Source organism: Nocardiopsis sp. CNT312 (assembly GCF_000515115.1).
Classification (GTDB): Bacteria; Actinomycetota; Actinomycetes; order Streptosporangiales; family Streptosporangiaceae; genus Nocardiopsis.
Map to the genome: position 1 here is coordinate 42,070 of NZ_AZXF01000030.1, position 20,852 is coordinate 62,921.

Genomic DNA, 20,852 nt, shown 5'->3' on the forward strand with positions numbered 1-20,852 from the left:
GATCTCCAATTCACCCTCGACTCCATGCCCACTCTGCTGGAGGGGCTCCTGGTGACGGTCCAGGTGACCGCGATGGGCTACCTCATCGCGCTCTCCCTGGGGCTGCTGATCGCCATCGCACGGCGCGTGCCCGTGGCGGGGTCCGTCCTGCACGTCGTGATGGAGTTCGTCCGGACCACGCCCCTGGTGGTGCAGCTGGTCTTCGTCTTCTTCCTGACCCCGCCCAACATCTCCGGGATGACCGTGGGTGTCGTCGTCATCGGGGTGCACTACTCGGCCTACACCGCCGAGGTGTACCGGTCGGGCATCGAAGGCGTGGCGAAGGGGCAGTGGGAGGCCGCGCGGGCGCTCAGCCTGCCTGCCACCCGGACGTGGGGGGCGATCGTGCTGCCCCAGGCCATCCGGAAGGTCATCCCGGCCCTGGGCAACTACCTCATCTCCATGTTCAAGGACACACCGCTGCTCATCGCGATCGGTGTGGCCGAGCTGCTCACCCGGGCCCAGCAGATCGGCTCCGCGAGCTTCCGTGTGGTGGAGGCCTACACCATGGTCGGGTTCCTCTTCCTCCTGGTGAGCATCCCGTCCGCGATCATCATCCGACGACTGGAGAGACGCTATGCCGCCGTCTGACGCCCCGGACACAGAAGAACCCCAGGCGGGTGAGGGCCAGCCGCAGATCGTCTTCGACAAGGTGGTCAAGCGCTTCGGTGACCTCACCGTCCTCGACCACCTCGACTTCTCGGTCGAGCCCGGCGAGCGCGTCACCCTCATCGGCCCCAGCGGTTCGGGCAAGACGACCATCCTGCGCCTGCTCATGACCCTGGAGAAGATCACCGAGGGCCACATCCAGGTGGCCGGTGAGCCGTTCAGCCACATGCGCCGGGGCTCCAAGCTGGTACCCGCCAGCGAGGGCTACCTGCGTGAGAAGCGCAAGAGCATCGGCATGGTGTTCCAGCAGTTCAACCTGTTCCCGAACATGTCGGTGCGCAAGAACGTCACCGAGGCGCCCGTGCACGTCCTCGGCCTGCCCAAGGACGAGGCCAACGCGCGGGCCGAGGAGCTGCTGGACCTGGTCGGGCTGGGGGAGAAGATCGACGCCCACCCCACCCAGTTGTCCGGCGGGCAGCAGCAGCGCGTGGCGATCGCCCGTGCGCTGGCCATGCGGCCGGACATCCTGCTCCTGGACGAGGTGACGTCCGCGCTGGACCCGGAGCTGGTGGCCGGTGTCCTGGACGTGCTGCGCCAGGTGGCCGAGACCACCGACATCACGATGCTGTGCGTCACCCACGAGATGGCCTTCGCCAGGGACGTCTCGCACCGCGTGCTGATGTTCGACAAGGGCCGGATCGCCGAGGAGGGGACCCCGGAGAAGATCTTCGAGGACCCAGAGGAGGAGCGCACCAAGGCCTTCCTCAGCTCGGTGCTCGACAACGGCCACTGACATAGTCGACCGGGCGGCGGCCGGGGCGCGGGGACCGCGCCCCGGCCGCCGCTTTTGGTGCTCTTCGGCTTGCCCTAACCACGACATACCGTAGTCATGAGGATGCTTTTAGTCTCTCCTTGGGCAGAATGGGTGTCCTGAGGCAGGGGGGACTCTTGTGACCGAGACGCGAAGTTGGGGGCTCACCTCGGCGGGTGTGTTCTTCGCAGTGGTCGTGTTCGCGATGCTCGCCAGTGCCAGCCTCCGCGCTGAGATCCTGGGCCCGGACCTTCCCATCTTCCTGACGGGGTGGGGGGCCGAGGTGGTCGGGGCGGTCATGGCCTTCGTCCTCGTCCGGTGGTTCGGCGACCGGGACGGGCTGGACCTGAGGATCCGCCTGGCGCTGGAGGAGCACCCCGTCGGCCGTGAGCTCGGCCTGCTCCTCGGCTTCCTGGGCGGGTTCATCGTGCTCATGGTCCTGCTGTCGGGGATCTTCTCGCTGCTGTCGGGGGAGATCGGTGCGGACCTGCGCATGTCGGCGGCGATGGTCTCCCGGCTGCTGTTCATGCTCGCCCTGCCGCTGCTCTTCATGGACCGTGCCGGGTACACCGTCAGTGGTCCGGGCTCCGCCATGGCCCTGCTCGTGGTGATCGTGCGCGAACCCTGGCGCTGGCTCGGCCTCATTCCGGTGGTGTTCTTCCTCGTCGTGCTCGGGGTCGCCGCCATGCCCGCCTATGGCCTGACGGGTCTCTCACTCGCTGCGCTGGGTCTCGTCCTGGCCTTCGCGCTCATCTCGGTGTGCGAGGAGATCTTCTACCGGGGCATGGTGCAGACCCGGCTGGAACTGGTCATGGGGCGGTGGGGTGGGATCTTCGCGACCGCCGGCCTCTACTCGCTGAGCTACGCCCTCACCCAGCCGTATGACATCGTGGGCCAGTTCAGCCGTACGGACCCGGTGTACGACGTCGGTCTCGCGCTGTGCATCTACGGGTCGGTCGCCCTCTTCCACGGCTGCCTGTGGACGTGCTACCGCAACATCTGGCTGAACGTGCTGGTCCACCTCTGCGGCCTGCTCATCCTCCTGCGGCCAGAGGTAACGTCGCCCTTGTTCTGAGAGAAGTCGCCTTCCATACACCCTCCCCTAACCCATGGGAAACATGGTACGAAAATCCCTACTGGATGATCGGGTGTACGGGGGCTGATGGGTACACACTCCGCATAGCAGTTGTAAGGGGGTCATCTTCCCATCATCCGAGCGTCACTTGATGGTCATCACGAGGGGGGAGTCTGCCAACTGTGAGCACGGAATCAGCGTCCACGCCTGTGGAACCCACCGCCGAGGAACTCCCGCCGGATCGCTTCATGGACCGCGAGGAGGGCTGGCTGCGGTTCAACCAACGGGTCCTCGAACTCGCCGAGGACGAGGAGGTCCCGCTCCTGGAGCGGGCGCGTTTCCTGGCCATCTTCTCCAGCAACCTCGACGAGTTCTTCATGGTCAGGGTCGCCGGGCTCAAGCGCCGCATCGCCACCGGCCTCGCCGTGCCCTCCTCCAGCGGTCACCAGCCGCGGGCCACCCTGGAGCGGGTCTCGGAGTTCACGCGCGAACTCATGCTCCGCCACGCCGCCTGCTACCACGAGAGCGTCGCCCCGGCCCTGCGCGAGGTCGGGATCCGCATCGTGCGCTGGGACGAGCTCGACGAGGCCGAGCGGGAGTACCTGCACGGGCTCTTCCGCCGCTCCATCTACCCGCTCGTCACACCGTTCGCCGTCGACTCGGCCCATCCCTTCCCCTACATCTCCGGTCGCTCGCTCAACCTCGCGGTCACGGTCCGCGATCCGCGTGACGAACGGCGCATGTTCGCCCGGGTCAAGGTTCCCGGGTCCCTGTCGCGGTTCATCGAGCTCGCCGCGGGCGAGGGCAGGCGCTTCGTCCCCGTGGAGGACATCATCGCCGCCCACCTGCCCCAGCTCTTCGAGGGGATGGAGGTCGTCGAGCACCACGCCTTCCGTGTCACCCGCAACGCCGACCTGGAAGTGGACGAGGACGAGACGGACGACCTGGTCCAGTCCCTCGAACAGGAACTCCTGCGCCGGCGTTTCGGACCCCTGGTGCGGCTGGAGGTGGAGCAGTCCATCTCCGAAGAGGTTCTGGCCATCCTCATGGAGGAGCTCGGTGCCGCCGACGAGGAGGTCTACCGGGTCCCGGGCCCGCTGAACCTCGCCGGACTGTCCCAGATCGCCGACGTGGACCGTCCCGAACTGAGTTTCCCGCCGATGGTCCCGGTGGAGCCGCCAGTCCTGAACTCGGGCGACCTCTTCGCGGCCATCCGCAAGGACGAGATCCTCGTCCACCATCCCTACGAGTCGTTCGCCACCACCACCGAGCGCTTCCTGGCCCTGGCGGCGGGAGACCCCAAGGTCGTGGCGATCAAGCAGACCCTGTACCGCACCAGCGGTGACTCGCCCATCGTGGACGCGCTCATCGAGGCGGCCCGAGCGGGCAAGGAGGTCGTCGTCCTGGTCGAGGTCAAGGCCCGCTTCGACGAGCAGAACAACATCCAGTGGGCCCGCAAGCTGGAGGACGCGGGCTGCCACGTCGTCTACGGTGTCGTCGGACTGAAGACCCACTGCAAGCTCTCCATGGTCATCCGGCAGGACGACGACGGCCTGCTCCGGCGGTACTGCCACGTGGGCACCGGAAACTACAACCCGGCGACCGCGCGGATCTATGAGGACCTGGGCCTGTTCAGTGCCTCCTCCGAGGTCGGGGAGGACGTCAGCGACCTCTTCAACAGCCTTACCGGATTCTCCCACAAGTCCCGCTACAGAAGGCTTCTGGTAGCCCCTTCGGCGCTGAGGGACGGATTGCTGGAGCAGATCTCCACGGAGATCGAGAACGCCCTCAAGGGCGACCCGGCCCGCATCCGCATCAAGGTCAACTCCCTGGTCGACCGGGAGATCATCGATGCCCTGTACCGGGCCTCGCGTGCCGGGGTGAGTGTCGACCTGTGGGTGCGCGGCAGTTGCGTTCTGCGCGCGGGCGTTCCCGGACTGTCCGAGAACATCCGTGTCCGCAGTGTCCTGGGCCGTTTTCTGGAGCACTCCCGCATCTTCATCTTCGCCAACGGGTGGCGTCCCCAGGTCTGGATCGGCAGCGCCGACCTCATGCCGCGCAACCTGGACCGGCGCGTGGAGGCGCTGGTCCGGATCTCCGACCCCGACCAGTGCCGACGCCTGGTCGGACTCGTGGACCTGGCGATGGCCGACAGCACCTCGGCCTGGCGGCTGGAGCCCGACGGCACCTGGACACGGGCCAGGTACGATGACGACGGCCAACCGCTCGTGGACCTCCAGGAGGCCCTGCGCGGTGACCGTCGCCCGCGGGCGACGGAGTACTGACGGAGGAGTCCGAGACCATCGACCAGCACAGCCCCCAGGACCAGCCCCAGCCCCCCGACGCGGCCGGCCCCGCCCAGGTGACCAGTGCCTTCCCGCCGCGCGACACCGCGGTGGGCGGGTACCTGGAGCCCATCCGGGCCGGCGGCACCGTCCTGTGGCGTACCGGAGCCGAGGGCCCGGAGGTCGTCCTCATCCGGCGGCCCGACCGTGGTGACTGGACCCTGCCCAAGGGCAAGCTCAAGAACGGCGAGCACCCCATCACGGGTGCCGTGCGCGAGGTCAGGGAGGAGACGGGGCTCAGGCCCGTTCTCGGCCGCAGGCTCCCGCCGCAGCACTACCTGAAGGACGGGTGGCCCAAACAGGTCGAGTGGTGGGCGGCCACCCCCGCCGAGCCCGGCCGCGCGATCGACTACGAACCCAACGACGAGGTCGACGAGGTGGAGTGGGTCCCGGTCGAGGCGGCCCTGTCCCGCCTCACCTACGCCCATGACGTGAAGGTGCTCGACAACTTCCGCGCCGGACCCGCCGACACCTTCCCCGTGATCCTCCTGCGCCACCTGTCGGCGGGGGAGAAGCGTTCTTGGGACGGCAACGACCTGCTCCGCCCCCTGGACGAGACCGGACGCGCCGACGCGCTCGCCCTCCCGCAGGTCCTGGCCGCCTACGGTCCCGCCCGGGTGGTCTCCTCCGCGGCGGCGCGGTGCACCGAGTCCCTGCTGCCCTACAGCGTGGAGTTCGACGCCCCGATGCGCACCGAGCGCGCCCTCACGGTGCCCGTGAACGGCCGGGGCGAGGCCGGGGACTTCCACGTGGAGGCGGCGCGGGAGGCCTTCGCGGCGATCCTGGCCGAGGGGCGGCCGACCGTGGTGTGCACCCACGGCGAGATCATCCCCCACCTGATGCGGGAGGCGCTCACCCAGCTCGGCGCACCGGTCTCCCAGCAGCTCGGCCTGCGCAAGGGCGCGTTCTGGGCGGTACACCTCGCGCGCGGCGGCGGACTGGCGGGGGTGGAGCGGCACGCTGTGCGCGGGTGACATGATTCCCCTATGGCCAAGCACAGAGTTTCGCGCAGTATCACCGTGAACGCCCCGGCCGAGCGGGTCTTCGACCTCGTGGCCACGCCCTCCCGGCACGGGGAGTTCGACGGTTCGGGCACCGTGGGCGCCCCCGTCTTCGGGCCGGAGCGGCTGTCGGGAGACTCCCGGTTCGGTATGGACATGCGGATGTTCGGGGTGCCCTACAGGATGACCAACCGGGTGGTGGAGTTCGAGGAGGGGCGCCTCATCGCCTGGCGGCACGTCGGCCCGCACCGCTGGCGCTACGAGCTGGAGGAGCTGCCCGGGGGCGGGACCAGGGTGACCGAGACCTTCGACTATGCCCACGGGCTGGCCGCCTACTACGTGCTGGCCGGGATGCCGGCGAGGAACGCGCGGGGGATCGAGGCGACGCTGGTGCGGCTCAAGGCCGTGGCGGAGGGGGCCGGGCGGGACTGAGAGGGGGTCCGGCCGACCCGGGCCGGCCGGACCCGCGTTTGCGTCTACCAGTGGTAGCCGTCGTGGCCGTGGTGCTTGCCCTTGTGGCCCTTGTAGTCCTTGTCCTTGTCCTTGCCGTGGTGGCCGTGGTCCGGGTGGTACCAGCCGTCGTGCCTGGAGTCCTCGTAGTAGTACCCGTGGTCCTTCGGGTACCACCAGTGCTTGTGGTCCGAGCCGTCGTAGGCGGAGGCGGGGGCGGCGGCCATGCTGACGGCGGCACCGGTCGCCATGGTCACGAGGGCGAGTGCGGCGAGACGTTTCACGTGCAAATTCCTACCGTGCGTATCTAATGAACTACTGACAGTCGTGACTGTAGGTCAGTGCTTTCCGTTTGGCCAGTTCATCGCGCTCGTGGAGGCGAATCCAGCCAGCCACGCCCTGTGTGTGCGCGGTCAGCGCATCCCATAACGGAGCCTCGGGGGAGTGTCCGGTGGATACCGTGCAACGTGCACCAAGGTGTTTTTCCGTGGAATACGTCCTAGAGTTCGGCTGAGCGTGAGCGCGCCCGGTACGCGGACCCGGGGCGGTGGGACGACGAATCAGGAGCAGCGGTGGAGAACAGCTTCGGCGATGTCTGGCGGGAAGTCCTGTCCGTACAACCCGCACCCGACCAGTGGATCGTCGTCGCCGCGGCCGCCGTCGCCCTCGCGGCCGTCCTCATCGGCCCTCCGTGGCGCGTGGCACGCAACGTCGTCACCATCGCCCACGAGGGCGGGCACGCCCTGGTCGCCCTGCTCAGCGGCCGCCAGCTCACCGCGATCCGGCTGCACTCGGACACCTCCGGGGTGACGGTCTCCCGCGGCAAGCCCACGGGTATCGGCATGGTCCTCACCGTGTTCGCGGGCTACGTCTCCCCGTCCGTGGTCGGGCTCCTGGGCATCCTGATGCTCATGGCCGACCGCATCACCGCGCTCCTGTGGCTGAGCATCGCGGTCCTCGGACTGATGCTCCTGATGATCCGCAACCTCTACGGAGTGCTGTCGATCGTGGCCACCGGTGCCGTGGTGTTCTGCGTCAGTTGGTTCACCCCGCCCGACATCCAGGCCGCGTTCGCCTACCTGTTCATCTGGTTCCTGCTCTTCGCAGGCATCCGCCCGGTCATCGAACTCCAGTCGCAGCGTCTGCGCCAGCCCTCACCGCACTCCGACGCCGACCAGCTCGCCAGGCTCACGGGTGTCCCCGGAACGCTGTGGGTGGTGGTCTTCGGAGCGGTCACCCTCGCCGTGACCTGCCTCGGAGTGTGGCTGCTGCTGCTTTGACGGTCCCTCGCCGGCCCGCCCGCCGCCCCTCCTCGAAGGAGGCCTGAGGGGCGGCCCTTCCCCGGGGTGCTCGGCTGCCGAGGAGGCCGGTGTTCGTCGTCACTGCCGCCTCGCCCGTCGCCTGAGGCCAGGCGGCGGGAGCACTGGCCCTCCGCGGTCTCCCCCCGGCGTTCAAGCGGCGCGGGGGGCGGCGAGGGCCTCCGAGACCGAGTCGAAGACGGGGATCCGGGTGTCCAGCGAGGTCACGCGCAGCGTCCGGCGCACACGGTCGGCCGGGGCGGCGACGGCGAGCAGGGCCTGCTGGGACAGGGCGGTCTTGTGTGCGCGAATGAGCACGCGCAGCCCGCTGGAATCGATGAACGCCAGGTCGGTGCAGTCCAGCACGACACGGCCGGACGGCTGCGTGCTGAGGGCATCGATCACCGCCTCCTGGAAACGGTGCTCGGTGGCCATGTCGATCTCCCCGTTCAGCGCCAGGACCCGCCCGGCGTCGTTCAGGGTGGAGGAGATGGTCAGGTCGGGCATTGCCACTCCGGCGTACTCGGGCCGAACCAGACGGATCGGCGAGGCGGGCCGCATGCGCCCCGGGGCGCGGGTGCCGTTCGGTGCGTCCGTTGCCTTACCTCGGTAGCGAAGCTGGTGGTTCAATCACATTCCTTGCCTGGTGCCCCGGTCCGGACCCGGGAACGGAACGCCTTTCCCGCCGGGCCCGTTCGAGAACGGACCGGTCGGGAAAGCGTGCGGTGTCGGCTGCACGGAACGCGGCCGTGACCTACGGACGACGGTACCGTGCGCCGGGTGCGGCACAAGAGGCACGAGACCGCGCCGTGTACGCGATACGTGCGGGGCTCCTGCCGCGTGAACGAGTGATGTGCGGCGGATCGGGCGTGAACGGCCCGGTTCGGTGGCCGACAGACGTGCTGGTGAGGACCACCCAAGCCGGGACTCTACCACAGCTCCGTGGCCGATTCGTGACGTGAGTGACGCATCTTCGTGTTGAACCGGTCTCTGTCATGCGCGGCCACAGCGACCGGAAGAGTGGGTGCTGAGCCCTTCCACCGGATTCGGCGGTCCGGGCGGGACCGGATCCTCCCGCTGGAGAGCCCACACACACGCCGACAGGGTGAGCGGGACCGCCACCGTCAGCGCGATCGCCGGGATCGCCACTCCCGAGTCGTTGACCGCGAACCCCGCGAGGGCGGTGACGAGGGAGCCGGTCAGCCCGGCCCGGAGCGTGGGGGCGTGCTCGTAGGCACACTGGAGCGCCCCCATCCGCCAGTTCGTCGGCCGGTTGAGCACCACGAACAGGAACAGCAGGGCGCACCCCGCGAGCAGGGTCAGCTGCCAGTTGCCGAAGGTGCCCAGCATCGCCGCCAGCTTGCGGACCAGGACCGTCCCCGCCTCGCCGCCGACCACCTGAGCGGCGAACGTTCCGAAGTGGCTGCGCTCGGTCGGCGGGCGCTGGAGGTCGGACCAGGCCAGCGCGCCGATCACCACGACCCCGGTCGCACACGCGGCACCCAGCCGTGCGGGCGTGATCCGCACCCCCGCGATCATCATCGCGGTCACCGCCAGCCCCGGAACGAGGGCGATCACCCCGCCGAAGTCGGTGCCGAGTCCGGGCCAGCCCACGATCAGCACGGTCGCGCTCCCGACCGCGAGGGCGACCGCCACCGCCGTGCGCCGGTACCCCCTGGAGATGAGTACGTGCGCGCCCCCCGCCACCGCCATGAGCATCCCGGTCGCGAACGTGGCGAACGCGATGTTGCCGATCCCGTAGAACCGGCCCGCCACGATCGGGGAGTACCCCGTCGTGGCGTTCATCTGCAGGCGCGCGCCGAAGCACAGGTCGAGGAAGAGCACGGCCGTGGTCGCCCCCGCCACCACCGTCATCGGACCGAGGACGGAGCGGCGCCACGGCCCCGCCACGGCGAGGGTCACCACCAGTGCGTCCGCCGCCACCACACATCCCAGCAGTGACAGGAACGGCACCGGGGACGTCCACCACGGGACGAGGTTGGCGAGATAGCTGGCCACGGGGAACGACGCCCCGGCCAGCGCCACGACCCGGGTCACCGACAGCACCAGGGCCCGTTTGGCGCGCTGGCCGTCCGAATAGCGGTGCAGCGCGCCTGCCGCCGCCGCGTAGATGAGCAGCTGGACGGCGACGAGCCCGCTGAAGAACCCGGGGATCGCCGCTCCCACCACCGTGGCCGCCGTGTTGAACTCCACCAGCCGGGCCACCGCCGCCTCGGTGGTCGGCGGCCGCTCGGCGGTGTGCCAGACCCGCCCCGAGGTCGGCGGGGCCGAGTCCAGGCCCAGCGCGGCCAGGACGGTCGGCGTGGTGTCGGTGAGCGCCACCAGCCCCGCGCGCCGGGTGGAGTCGGAGGCGAGGAAGCTCGCCGCGGACTCCACACCCCCCGGCACGGCTTCCCCGGACAGGGCGACGGTGAGTTCGGAGGGCCCCGTGTCCATCGACACGCCGACCACCATGAGGGAGGCCCCCTCCGGCAGGATCCGGATGAGGGCGCGCAGCCGGGCGTCGATGGTCGCGAGCGCCGTATCGCGTTCCCAGGCCGGGACGTCGTCGGGGTCGGCCGGGCCGTCACCGGACTCCGGAGGCGAGGGGTAGAGGCGGGTCAGCTCCGGCAGCTCGACCACGGTCAGCGCGGCCCCGCGCAGCAGCCCCGGGGTGAGATCCTCGGGCCGGTCGAGGTAGCGGTCGACCCGCCCGGAGGCATCGGCTGCGCCCAGGGCGGCGCCGGGCCCGACCGCCAGGGTGGACCCGCCCGAGTCGCGTACGGCCTGTCCGAGCAGGCCCACCGGCGCTTCGAACACCGACGTGTCGTTGCGCTGCACGAAGGAGCCGTAGCCGGGGATCCACACCTCGTCCCCGGCGGGGTCGTGCTCGAGGACACCGTCGAGCCCCCCGACGGCCGACGGCGCGGCCACCGGCTGGGGCCGCGGAGCGGGTTCGCACACCGTGAACCGCTCCCGCAGCGAGAACGCGCGCTGTCCCGCCGACACCGAGAGCCAGCCGTCGGTGGGGCACGTCCGGGAGGTGGCGGTGCGGATGGACACGTTGGCGATCGAGGCACGCTCGGCCATCCGCCACAGGGTCGGTGTGTCCCGTGCCGTGACGTCCTCCCACAGAAGGCCGGGCACACCCACCAGCACCACCGGTCCGTCGGCGGTCCCGGTGCGCGCGGGGGTGTGCGCGCAGGCGGGCGCCGCCCAGACCAGCACCGCGGTCAGGGACAGGAGGAGGAGCAGGGCCGACCGGCCCGGTGCCGAGCGGACGGCTCGGTTCCGTGTCGGTGGCATGGCCTCCCCCTTCGCCCAGTGACCGGACGAACACCCTAATGAGAGGCCGGGCCGTGTGGTGGGACCCGCCGCAGACGGCGCGGTTCGGGGATCAGGGGCCGACGCCCCACTCCTCCAGGACGGCGGCCGCGTCGGGCAGCGCCCGGCCGCGGGTGACCCCTCCCGGGGTCCGGTCGAACCGGGGCGCGGGTCCGGAGACGAGGCGGTCGCCCTCGCGCGTGAGTGTTCCACGCTCCCGCACGTGCGGGTGGTCCGGTGCCTCCTCCAGGGACAGGACCGGCATGACACACGCGTCGGTGCCTTCGAAGGCCTCACCCCACTCGTCCCGGCCCCGGGTGAGCAGCACCTCGGCGAAGCGTTCGCGCAGCCGGGGCCAGCCCCGCCGGTCCCACTGGTTGGGCAGGTTCTCCTCGGTCAGTCCGAGGCCCTCCAGGAACGCCGCGTAGAACTGGGGCTCGATGCACGCCACCGACACGTGGCGGCCGTCGGCGCACTCGTACACGTCGTACCAGGGGGCGCCGGTGTCGAGGTAGTTGGTACCGCGCTCGTCCGTCCAGACCCCCTTGGAACGGTCCTCGTGCAGCATCGACATGAGCAGCGAACTGCCGTCCACCATGGCGGCGTCCACGACCTGGCCGCGCCCGGAGCCCTGCCGCTCCACCAGAGCGCTGAGGATCCCGGTCACCGTGAACATCGTGCCGCCGGCGAAGTCGCCGAGCAGGTTGATCGGGGGCACGGGCGGCCCGTCCGCGCGGCCGATGGAGTGCAGTGCGCCGTTGACGGAGATGTAGTTCATGTCGTGTCCGGCGGTCCGGGACAGGGGGCCGTCCTGTCCCCAGCCGGTCACACGGGCGTAGACCAGGCGCGGGTTGAGTTCCAGACACGTGTCCGGGCCCAGGCCGAGGCGCTCCATGACCCCGGGCCGGAAGCCCTCCAACAGCACGTCCGCGCGCCCCACCAGGTCGAGCGCGAGCGCGCGCCCCTCGCCGGACTTCAGGTCCGCCCCCACGACCGCGCGCCCCTCACTCATGCGGGGGCCGCCCGCCCCCGACTCCATCGCCTGAGCCGCACCCGGGCGGTCCAGGCGCAGGACGCTCGCCCCCAGGTCGGCGAGGAGCATGCCGGCCATCGGTGCGGGGCCGATCCCGGTGAACTCGACGACGCGGATTCCGTTGAGGGGTCCCATGGCGCTGCCTCCTGAACCTTGACCGGACGATCGGGGTGAGCGGTGGGTCACGTCGGCTAGAGCGTCTTCGGACGCGGCGCTGTGCCTCAGGGGTGCCGCGCGGGGTGGGGCGGGCGGAGGGAACACTCTCTAGAACAACGTTCGGTTCATTGTGCCGGGTCGGGGCTCCGCGCGCCACCGGCAGCCGCCGGGGGAGGACCGGGCGGCCGGAGTGGGAGAATGGGTGCGTGACACAGACACCCGGCCCCGACCCGTCCGACCGTTCCCGGCTCCTCACACCCTCCGACGTACGCGCGCTCGCCGAACGGTTCGGCATCCGGCCCACGAAGACCCTGGGCCAGAACTTCGTCATCGACCACGGGACGGTGCGCCGCATCGTCCGGGAGTCCGGCGTCACCGGCGAGGACGTCGTCGTCGAGGTCGGACCGGGGCTGGGATCGCTCACCCTCGCCCTGCTGCCGCACGTGCGCCGGGTCACCGCGGTCGAGATCGACCCCGTCCTGGCCGAGGCACTGCCCGGGACCGTCGCCGACCGCGCCCCCGACCTCGCCGACCGGCTGACGGCCGTGCACGGGGACGCCATGAGGGTCACCGGGATCCCCGGGCCCGCGCCGACCGCGCTCGTGGCCAACCTGCCCTACAACGTGTCCGTACCGGTGCTGCTGCACCTCCTCGAACTGCTGCCCACCCTCGAACGGGTGCTGGTCATGGTGCAGTCCGAGGTCGCCGACCGGATCACCGCCGCCCCGGGCGGCCGCGTCTACGGCGTCCCCTCCGCCAAGATCGCCTGGTACGCCCGTGCCAGGCGCGCCGGCGCCGTCGGCCGCAACGTGTTCTGGCCCGCGCCCAACGTCGACTCCGGGCTGGTCGAACTGGTCCGCCGCCCCGCCCCCGAGACCACGGCTCCGCGCGAGGACGTGTTCGATGTCGTTGACGCCGCCTTCGCCCAGCGCCGCAAGACCCTGCGCGCGGCGCTCTCGGGGTGGGCGGGCTCCCCGGCCGCGGCGGAGACCGCTCTGCGCGCGGCCGGGATCGACCCGAGGACGCGCGGCGAGTCGCTGGGGATCGAGGGGTTCGCGGCCATCGCCGAACACGCCCCCGAGACGGTCAGTCCCGGGAACCGGTCCCGTCGCGGTCGCCGCGCGGACGTGTGAGCCCGCGGGCCACCGCGGCCACGCCCAGCCCCGCGGCCAGCACGGGCAGCAGCCACAGGGGATCGAAATCCGCCCCGCCCGTACCCCGCACCACGAGTGCGACCGTCAGGCCCAGAAACAGCAGCCCCGCCGTGAGCGAACCCCAGTCGGTCCTACGTTTGGCCATACCGTACCTCCACAAGCCCGACCAGTGAGTCGGTGCGCACGCTGATCGTCGGTGGGGCACCGCCGTCCCGCGCGGCACCCGTGTCCTCCGTCGGTCCGAACACCCTCCGGTGGTCCACGAAGAACCCCGACTCCACCACCGGTCCGTCGTCCTCCGGGGCGATCCGCACCGCTCCGAGCCCCACCTGGGACACGACCTCCACACGGGCGTCACCGGGCAGGACCAGCGTCGTCTTCCCGTTCACCCGGGTGGACACCTCCACCGTGTCCCCGGGCTCCAGGTCCGTCAGCCCGGTGAGGTCCATCTCGGCGTTTCCCAGGGTCAGCCGGTACGCGTCGGCCTCCGCTTCGGCCACCGTCGTCGGACGCCAGTCGACACCGTCGACCCGGATACGCGCCAGGTCGGTCGACAGGGAGGCCACCGCCGCGAGCGCGAGGGCCAGTCCCAGCGGCACCAGACCGCGCGGGTTGCCCCACCAGGTACCCAGCAGGGCGTACATCCCCACCGCGCCGAGCCCGGCGGAGAGGAAGAACACCCCGGTCTCCGGGCCCAGCAGTAGTTCCGCGGTCGCCTGGCTCCACAGGTCGGAACTCCACCCGAAGGCCGCGATCGGCGCCACGACGGCGAGGGCACCGATCGTCCACAGCGCGAGCGAGGCCAGGGGGAGGCCCTTCCCGCACCCGGTGTGGTCGGCCGACCCATCACCGCCGTCCTCCTCCTCGTCCCCGTGGGCCCCACGCCGTGCCACCACGGCCAGGTCCACCGGACCCTTCGGAGCGGAGGCCCAGGGCTGTGCCGGGTTGTAGTAGGCGGGTGTGGCCTCGGGCGCAGGTGTGGCCGGCGGTGGCTCCCGTCGGCGCAGATCCGCGCGCAGTCCCGTGAACAGGCCCTTGAGGTCCACTCCCCGGTTGCGCGCCGACAGCAGACCGAGGATGAGCGGGGTGGCCAGGACCAGCGTCGACCAGTCGAACCCGCCGATCAGGCTCAGGGCCGTCGCAGCGGCGAGCCCCGCGGTGAGCAGCGTCGGCACGGACCGGGACGGGATACTCCGGTCCAGCATCTGCTCGAACGTCGCGGGCACGCCCTCGGAGTCGCGCATCAGCATCCACGCGGCGACATAGAGGATGATCCCGGTGCCGCCCGCGAACGAGGTGAGGACGAAGGCGGAGCGCCACACCGACGGATCCGTGTCCGTGTAGCGGCCCAGGCCCGAGCAGACCCCCGCGAGCACCCGTTCCTCATCGCTCTTGCGGAGTTCGCGCGCGGGGGCTCCGGCACTGCCGCCCCGTACCGGCCCCGGGCCGTCACCGGGCGGATCGTCAGTCATCGTCGATCACCATGCTCCCCTCACACCTCCATCGTGTCCCCCCTGGGGGACCGGAGGAATCCGGGACGACCCTGAAACCACCCTGACCGGAGCCGGAGCCGGAGCAGGGGAGGGACCCGATGGTGTCGGCACCGGGCCCGGGTGCATCCTGGTCGAGGACCTCGGACCTCGACGGCCGCACGCCTACCCGTGCGGCCACGGACGGAAGCGGTGATCGGGCGGTGGAACCTACGGCCGCGGGGCCCCCGCGGCTCACCCGCGCGGTGGACGGCAGACTCCTCGGCGGGATCGCCGCAGGGCTCGCCCGGCACCTGGGCGTCGACCCCGTCGTGGTCCGTCTGGCCTTCATGGCCCTGTCCGTCGGCGGTATCGGGGTCGCGGTGTACGTGGCCCTGTACTTCTTCACCCCGCTGGAGGAGACCGCTTCCGAGGAGGAGGGCGGTGAGCGCTCCCGGCGCCGAGGGCGCGACGTGTCCCAGCTCATCGCCTACGTGGGGCTCGCGGCTGGGATCGGCGTCCTCTTCCTGCTCTTCGGCGGCGTGTTCGACCCGTTCCTGTGGTTCCTGGTGTTCGGTGCCCTCGGCGGCGCTATCCTGTGGCGCCAGGCCAACCCGGCCCAGCGCGACGAGTGGATGTCCTCCACCGTCCACCGGGCCGGACGCAGGGGGCTCACGCGCACCGGCGCGGGGGTGCTCCTCATCGTCGTCGGCGTGATCGGCTTCCTCCTGTTCCAGCAGCAGCTCCAGGAGGCGCGCGCCGGGCTCACGTTCGCCTTCACCCTGATCGCGGGTATCTCGCTGGTCGTGGCTCCGTGGATCGTCGGCCTCATCCGTGAACGCGACCAGGAGCGCCGTGAGCGCATCCGCAACGCCGAACGCGCCGAACTCGCCGCGCACATCCACGACTCCGTTCTGCACACCCTGACCCTCATCCAGCGCAGGGCCGAGGACCCGAGGGAGGTCCAGCGGCTGGCGCGCGTTCAGGAGCGGGCGCTGCGCAGTTGGCTCTACCAGCGCCCCGCGGACACGGAGACGACGGTGTCGCCGGGGCTGGAGCGCGTCGCGGCCGAGGTCGAGGAGGAGCACGGCGTCCCGATCGAGGTGGTGTGCGTGGGCGACTGCGACATCGACGACGGACTGGCCGCGATGCTGCGCGCCGCCCGGGAGGCGATGGTCAACGCCGCCAAGTACGCCGGGAGCGACCACATCTCGGTGTTCGGCGAGGTCGAGGCGGAGGAGGTGCTCGTGTTCGTCCGCGACCGGGGCACCGGTTTCGACCTGGACGCGGTGCCCGACGACCGCATGGGGGTGCGCGGGTCCATCATCGGCCGGATGGAGCGCCACGGCGGTGCGGCGCGCCTGCGCACCGCACCGGGGGAGGGCACCGAGGTACAGCTTCGGATGCCGAGGATCCCGCAGCTGTGACGGTTCGGGGAGTGGCCTCATGCGGACAGCGGCCGCCGGGCGCTCCGCTTCCTGGATAGGCTCCGGAGTGTGACAGAGGAGAGCGTGAGTTTCAGTGACGGGGACGCGGTTCCGCGCGTCGTGATCGTGGACGACCACCGCCTCTTCCGCAGCGGGGTGCGCGGGGAGCTCGGCGACGCGGTCGAGTGCGTCGGCGAGGCGGGGGACGTCGACAGCGCCGTCCAGGTCATCGGCGAGACCCGGCCCGACCTGGTGCTGCTCGACGTCCACCTGCCGGGGGGCGGGGGTGTCGAGGTGCTGCGCCGGGTCCTGGCCCAGCACCCGCAGATCCGCTTCCTGGCCCTGTCGGTCTCCGACGCGGCCGAGGACGTGATCGGGGTGGTCCGCGGCGGAGCCCGCGGCTATGTCACCAAGACCATCTCCGGCGGTGACCTGGCCCAGGCGATCGTCCGGGTCGCCGACGGCGACGCCGTGTTCTCACCGAGGCTGGCCGGGTTCGTCCTCGACGCCTTCTCCGCGACCGACGCTCCGCCGGTCGACCCCGAACTGGACCGGCTGACCCAGCGGGAGCGCGAGGTCCTGCGGCTCATCGCCCGCGGCTACGCCTACAAGGAGGTCGCCAAGGAGCTGTTCATCTCGGTCAAGACGGTCGAGACGCACGTGTCCTCGGTCCTGCGCAAGCTCCAGCTCTCCAATCGGCACGAGCTGAGCAGGTGGGCGACGGCGCGCCGCCTGGTCTGAGTCGGGGCGTTCGGTCAGCGCAGCGCGTCGAGCATCCGGGACAGGAACTCGGTCCCCGAGACCCCGGTGACGACGCGCGCGGGGCGGCGGTCGTCCCTCCGGGGGCGCGGGCGCAGGTCGGCCACGGTCATGCCGCGGGTCAGTGTCCCAGAGAGCTCCACCCGGATCGGGGTGTGGAGCGACTCGGTCACCAGGTGGGGGTCGAGCAGGACCGCCGCGGCCAGAGGGTCGTGCATCGCGCACTGGCGCACGCCGAAGACCCCGGAGTAGAAGTCGGCGTAGAAGTCCAGGAAGGCCGATGTGCGCTCGGCACGCTCGCCGGGGACGCCCTTGAGCTCATCCAGCCACGCCGCGGTGGCGACCGTGCGCATGGTGACGTCCAGCGCCACCAGGTCCAGGTCGAACCCGGCGGCGAAGACCGCCTCGGCGGCCTCAGGGTCGTTGGCCACGTTGGCCTCGGCGTGTGTTCCGGTGTTGCCGGGGGCACGGACCGCACCGCCCATCACGACCAGGCGGCGCACCAGCGTCGGCAGGTCCGGTTCCAGTCGCAGGGCGAGGCCCAGGTTGGTCAGCGGACCGACCGCAAGGACGTCGAGCGCGCCGGGTGTCTCGCGTGCCAGGCGGACTAGCAGCTCGGCCGCGGACTCCGCGACGGGCGCACCGGCAGGGGCGGGCAGTTCCACATCGCCCAGACCGTTGCCGCCGTGGACGGCTCGGGCCGACCGCGGACGCTGGACGAGTGGCCGGGAGGCGCCGACCGCGACGGGTGTGTCGGCACGGCCGTACAGCTCCAGCAGCCGCAAGGCGTTGTCCGAGGTGCGCTCCACGCCGTTGTTGCCGAACACCGCGCCGACACCGGCGATCTCCACGTCGGACCGTGCTGCGAGGTAGGCGAGGGCGACGGCGTCGTCGATCCCGGGATCGCAGTCGACGAACACACGCGTGCCCATGGCGGAGGAGCTCCTTCGGTGGCGGTGGAACGGCGCTGCGTCCAGCGTAGAACGTCCGCTGGTGTCCTTCGTTGCCGTTTCGGTGGGGGCTGGGGCACGGACGGGGACGGATCCCCTGTCGTGGGGGAGCCGTAACCTGGGGGACGTGTCCTCCCAAGAGCAGCTTCTCGAAGGTCTGAACGGTCCCCAGCGCGAAGCGGTCACCCACAGCGGTGGACCGCTCCTGATCGTGGCGGGCGCCGGTTCGGGCAAGACCCGTGTCCTCACCCACCGCATCGCCTATCTCATGGCCGAGCGCGGGGCGCGCCCCGGGGAGATCCTCGCGATCACCTTCACCAACAAGGCCGCCGCCGAGATGAGGGAGCGCATCGAGGCACTGCTGGGCCCGCGGGCCGCCCGGACGCTGTGGACGATGACGTTCCACGCGGCGTGTGTGCGCGTCCTGAGGAGGGAGGGGCACCGGCTCGGCTACCCGAGCGGCTTCACCATCTACGACGCGGCCGACTCCGCCCGCCTGATGCAGTTGGTCTGCAAGGAGCTGGACCTGGAGCCCAAGCGGTTCCCACCCAAGTCGTTCTCCTCGCAGGTGTCCAACCTCAAGAACGAACTCGTCGACTACGACACCTTCGCGGGGCAGGCGCAGACCGAGCAGGAGAAGACGCTCGCCGAGGCGTACAAGCTGTACCAGCAGCGCCTGCACGAGGCGGGTGCCATGGACTTCGACGACCTGATCATGGTCACCGTCAACCTGCTCCAGATGTTCCCGGACGTGGCCGAGTACTACCGGCGCCGGTTCCGGCACGTGCTGGTCGACGAGTACCAGGACACCAACCACGCGCAGTACGTGTTCATCCGCGAGCTGGTGGGCACCGACGCGGAGGGCTCCGGGGGCGGCGCCCCGGCGGTTCCGCCGTCGGAGCTGTGCGTGGTGGGTGACGCGGACCAGTCGATCTACGCCTTCCGCGGTGCGACCATCCGCAACATCCTGGAGTTCGAGCGGGACTTCCCGGACGCGCGGACCATCCTCCTGGAGCAGAACTACCGGTCCACGCAGACCATCCTGTCGGCGGCCAACGCGGTGATCGACCGCAACGAGGGGCGCCCGGAGAAGAACCTGTGGTCGGACAACGGCGAGGGCGCCGCCATCACGGGATACGTCGCCGACAACGAGCACGACGAGGCGGCGTTCGTCGTCGGGGAGATCGACGAGCTCACCGACGACGGTACGGTCCGCCCCGGCGAAGTGGCGGTGTTCTACCGCACCAACGCCCAGTCCCGTGTGCTGGAGGAGGTGTTCGTCCGCACCGGCCTTCCGTACAAGATCGTGGGCGGGCTGCGCTTCTACGAGCGAAAGGAGATCCGGGACGTCCTCGCCTACCTGCGGGTCCTGGCCAACCCGGAGGACACCGTCAGCCTCCGGCGCATCATCAACGTGCCCAAGCGCGGGATCGGTGCGCGTGCGGAGGAGGCGGTGGAGCTCTTCGCCGCCAGAGAGCGGACGTCGTTCGCCCGGGCGCTGCGGCGCTTCGACGAGATCCCCGGGCTGGCGGCGCGCTCGGCGAAGGCGATCGGGAACTTCACCGCACTGCTGGACGAGCTCGCGGAGATCGTGCCGACGGGGACGCCGGCGGAGATCGTCGAGGCGGTACTGGACAGGACGGGGTATCTGTCCGAGCTGGCCGGGTCCAAGGACATCCAGGATGAGAGCCGGGTGGAGAACCTGAAGGAGTTCGTCGACCTCGCCCGGGAGTTCGAGTACACCTTCGCCGAGCTGGTGGGGCGGGAACCGGTGGACGAGGAGGACGAGGACGGGGCGGAGCCGGTCGATCCGGGCGAGCCGACGCTGGTGGACTTCCTGGAGCGTGTCTCCCTGGTGGCCGACACCGACCAGATCCCCGACGAGGACGACGAGGGCGGTGTGGTCACGCTGATGACGCTGCACTCGGCCAAGGGGCTGGAGTTCCCTGTGGTGTTCCTGACGGGTATGGAGGACGGGGTCTTCCCGCACATGCGTACGCTCAGCGACAAGTCGGAGCTGGAGGAGGAGCGGCGGCTGGCGTACGTGGGCCTGACGCGGGCGCGGCGGCTGCTGTACGTGAGCCGTGCGGCCGTCCGCAGCGCCTGGGGCACCCCGTCGTACAACCCGGCGTCCCGGTTCCTCGACGAGGTTCCCCCGTCCCTGGTGGAGTGGCGCCGGTCCGCATCGGTCTTGGCCGCACCGCCGAGCAGGGGTATCGGCGGCCGGTCGGTGTTCGGTTCGGGGGGAGGCTCCAGCGGCCGGGGCGGCGCGTCGAAGCAGAAGCAGGCGCCCACCCTGAGCGTGGGCGACCTGGTCAACCACGACTCGTTCGGTATGGGACGGGTCCGGTTGGTCGAGGGCGGCGGTGACAGGACCAAGGCGAGGATCGACTTCGGTGCGGACATCGGGGAGAAGGACCTCGTGGTGAAGTACGCCCCGATCGAGAAGCTCTAGGGTTCGTCCCCCAGGCGTCCCAAGCCGTGGATGAGGGGTATGACCAGCGGATATGGCTGGGCGTGGTGTCGGTTTTGTGACTTTGTGTCCAAGTTGATCCTGTCGATGGAGGACGCGACACCCGCGATGCGCGGGAAACGTGTCACGAGCGCTCCCTCGCCGGGGTACAGTTGGGGAAGACCGAGCGAGACGTACGTGGTTTCCTCCACGGACGTGCCGGTCGTTCCCCGGTTATCGAAGGACATCGCTTCTTCGTCCCCACATGGTTCGAGTAGTACTTCGGATTGTGTAGAGTCGGGGGGTCGCCGAATACGGGTCGGAATTCTGGTCCGTTGAAAGCACACAGCCTTACGGGTGTCCCACCCCGTTCGGGTGTTTCGCACGAACCGCCGGATTTGGCGGGGACACGGAACGGCTGATAAAGTGGAAACACAACAAAGCGTAAAGCCGCTGACGCGGTGGAAACGCGGGCGCCTTCCACGGAAGAGCGACCGGGA

At 70.5% G+C, this 20,852-nt stretch carries 18 protein-coding genes; 11 read left to right on the plus strand and 7 right to left on the minus strand.

What is annotated here, in order from left to right:
• The first annotated feature begins 24 nt into the window (after nt 1–24).
• The 6 genes from ehuD to B042_RS0114505 all read left to right on the plus strand — a co-directional run bounded on the left by ehuD (nt 25) and on the right by B042_RS0114505 (nt 6,312).
• The gene (ehuD, locus tag B042_RS0114480) at nt 25–630 is read left to right on the plus strand and encodes an ectoine/hydroxyectoine ABC transporter permease subunit EhuD (RefSeq protein WP_369797708.1); all 606 of its coding nucleotides are present in this window, start codon (nt 25–27) and stop codon (nt 628–630) included.
• A complete protein-coding gene (gene ehuA, locus B042_RS0114485) occupies nt 617–1,441 on the plus strand; it encodes an ectoine/hydroxyectoine ABC transporter ATP-binding protein EhuA (RefSeq protein WP_028648906.1) in 825 nt (274 codons plus the stop codon). The genes ehuD and ehuA overlap by 14 nt, the downstream gene beginning before the upstream one ends.
• A gap of 157 nt (nt 1,442–1,598) precedes the next feature.
• A complete protein-coding gene (locus B042_RS0114490; protein WP_028648907.1) occupies nt 1,599–2,534 on the plus strand; it encodes a CPBP family intramembrane glutamic endopeptidase in 936 nt (311 codons plus the stop codon).
• A gap of 209 nt (nt 2,535–2,743) precedes the next feature.
• A complete protein-coding gene (locus B042_RS0114495; RefSeq protein ID WP_081748795.1) occupies nt 2,744–4,819 on the plus strand; it encodes an RNA degradosome polyphosphate kinase in 2,076 nt (691 codons plus the stop codon).
• 77 nt (nt 4,820–4,896) lie between these two features.
• Nucleotides 4,897–5,853 carry an NUDIX hydrolase gene (locus B042_RS0114500; RefSeq protein ID WP_028648909.1) on the plus strand — a complete coding sequence of 319 codons (957 nt, stop codon included), beginning with the start codon at nt 4,897–4,899 and terminating at the stop codon, nt 5,851–5,853.
• A 12-nt stretch (nt 5,854–5,865) separates the two neighbouring features.
• Nucleotides 5,866–6,312 carry an SRPBCC family protein gene (locus tag B042_RS0114505; RefSeq protein ID WP_028648910.1) on the plus strand — a complete coding sequence of 149 codons (447 nt, stop codon included), beginning with the start codon at nt 5,866–5,868 and terminating at the stop codon, nt 6,310–6,312.
• 44 nt (nt 6,313–6,356) lie between these two features.
• On the opposite strand, the gene B042_RS0114510 is transcribed toward B042_RS0114505, so the two are convergent.
• A complete protein-coding gene (locus B042_RS0114510; protein WP_028648911.1) occupies nt 6,357–6,614 on the minus strand; it encodes a hypothetical protein in 258 nt (85 codons plus the stop codon).
• Between the two features lie 288 nt (nt 6,615–6,902).
• Here B042_RS0114510 and B042_RS0114515 point away from each other — a divergent pair, with 288 nt between their 5' ends.
• On the plus strand, nt 6,903–7,610 hold the full coding sequence (locus tag B042_RS0114515; protein WP_028648912.1) for a M50 family metallopeptidase: 708 nt from the start codon (nt 6,903–6,905) through the stop codon (nt 7,608–7,610).
• A gap of 171 nt (nt 7,611–7,781) precedes the next feature.
• On the opposite strand, the gene B042_RS0114520 is transcribed toward B042_RS0114515, so the two are convergent.
• From B042_RS0114520 to B042_RS0114530, 3 genes are all read right to left on the minus strand, one after another.
• Complete coding sequence (locus tag B042_RS0114520; RefSeq protein ID WP_028648913.1) at nt 7,782–8,135, minus strand: STAS domain-containing protein; 354 nt, start codon at nt 8,133–8,135, stop codon at nt 7,782–7,784.
• 486 nt (nt 8,136–8,621) lie between these two features.
• Nucleotides 8,622–10,934, minus strand: a complete 2,313-nt coding sequence (locus B042_RS23285; RefSeq protein WP_051415703.1) for a hypothetical protein — start codon at nt 10,932–10,934, stop codon at nt 8,622–8,624.
• 91 nt (nt 10,935–11,025) lie between these two features.
• Entirely contained in the window at nt 11,026–12,120 is a 1,095-nt protein-coding gene (locus B042_RS0114530; RefSeq protein WP_028648914.1) for a CaiB/BaiF CoA-transferase family protein, read from the minus strand.
• Nucleotides 12,121–12,347: 227 nt separating this feature from the next.
• On the opposite strand from B042_RS0114530, the gene rsmA reads away from it, so the two are divergent.
• Nucleotides 12,348–13,274, plus strand: a complete 927-nt coding sequence (gene rsmA / locus B042_RS23290; RefSeq protein ID WP_051415704.1) for a 16S rRNA (adenine(1518)-N(6)/adenine(1519)-N(6))-dimethyltransferase RsmA — start codon at nt 12,348–12,350, stop codon at nt 13,272–13,274.
• Here the strand turns inward: rsmA and B042_RS0114540 are convergent.
• Nucleotides 13,228–13,440 (minus strand): hypothetical protein, encoded by a 213-nt coding sequence (locus tag B042_RS0114540; RefSeq protein ID WP_028648915.1) that lies wholly within the window; start codon nt 13,438–13,440, stop codon nt 13,228–13,230. The genes rsmA and B042_RS0114540 overlap by 47 nt on opposite strands.
• Nucleotides 13,427–14,767, minus strand: coding sequence for a PspC domain-containing protein (locus B042_RS0114545; protein ID WP_028648916.1), 1,341 nt, complete (start codon nt 14,765–14,767; stop codon nt 13,427–13,429). The genes B042_RS0114540 and B042_RS0114545 overlap by 14 nt, the downstream gene beginning before the upstream one ends.
• 221 nt (nt 14,768–14,988) lie before the next feature.
• Here B042_RS0114545 and B042_RS0114550 point away from each other — a divergent pair, with 221 nt between their 5' ends.
• A complete protein-coding gene (locus tag B042_RS0114550; RefSeq protein ID WP_028648917.1) occupies nt 14,989–16,191 on the plus strand; it encodes an ATP-binding protein in 1,203 nt (400 codons plus the stop codon).
• A gap of 69 nt (nt 16,192–16,260) precedes the next feature.
• Nucleotides 16,261–16,932, plus strand: a complete 672-nt coding sequence (locus B042_RS0114555; protein WP_028648918.1) for a response regulator transcription factor — start codon at nt 16,261–16,263, stop codon at nt 16,930–16,932.
• Between the two features lie 14 nt (nt 16,933–16,946).
• Here B042_RS0114555 and B042_RS0114560 read toward each other — a convergent pair whose 3' ends face one another.
• On the minus strand, nt 16,947–17,882 hold the full coding sequence (locus tag B042_RS0114560; protein ID WP_036555107.1) for a nucleoside hydrolase: 936 nt from the start codon (nt 17,880–17,882) through the stop codon (nt 16,947–16,949).
• A gap of 145 nt (nt 17,883–18,027) precedes the next feature.
• On the opposite strand from B042_RS0114560, the gene pcrA reads away from it, so the two are divergent.
• Entirely contained in the window at nt 18,028–20,355 is a 2,328-nt protein-coding gene (gene pcrA, locus B042_RS0114565; protein ID WP_028648920.1) for a DNA helicase PcrA, read from the plus strand.
• Nucleotides 20,356–20,852: the final 497 nt, after the last annotated feature.

What these genes read in the sequence shown, in the direction of transcription:
- B042_RS0114545 (WP_028648916.1), bottom strand. Translation starts at nt 14,767, where the DNA reads ATGACTGACGATCCGCCCGGTGACGGCCCGGGGCCGGTACGGGGCGGC.
- B042_RS0114560 (WP_036555107.1), bottom strand. Translation starts at nt 17,882, where the DNA reads ATGGGCACGCGTGTGTTCGTCGACTGCGATCCCGGGATCGACGACGCC.
- ehuA (WP_028648906.1), top strand. Translation starts at nt 617, where the DNA reads ATGCCGCCGTCTGACGCCCCGGACACAGAAGAACCCCAGGCGGGTGAG.
- B042_RS0114520 (WP_028648913.1), bottom strand. Translation starts at nt 8,135, where the DNA reads ATGCCCGACCTGACCATCTCCTCCACCCTGAACGACGCCGGGCGGGTC.
- B042_RS23285 (WP_051415703.1), bottom strand. Translation starts at nt 10,934, where the DNA reads ATGCCACCGACACGGAACCGAGCCGTCCGCTCGGCACCGGGCCGGTCG.
- B042_RS0114530 (WP_028648914.1), bottom strand. Translation starts at nt 12,120, where the DNA reads ATGGGACCCCTCAACGGAATCCGCGTCGTCGAGTTCACCGGGATCGGC.
- B042_RS0114540 (WP_028648915.1), bottom strand. Translation starts at nt 13,440, where the DNA reads ATGGCCAAACGTAGGACCGACTGGGGTTCGCTCACGGCGGGGCTGCTG.
- ehuD (WP_369797708.1), top strand. Translation starts at nt 25, where the DNA reads ATGCCCACTCTGCTGGAGGGGCTCCTGGTGACGGTCCAGGTGACCGCG.
- B042_RS0114505 (WP_028648910.1), top strand. Translation starts at nt 5,866, where the DNA reads ATGGCCAAGCACAGAGTTTCGCGCAGTATCACCGTGAACGCCCCGGCC.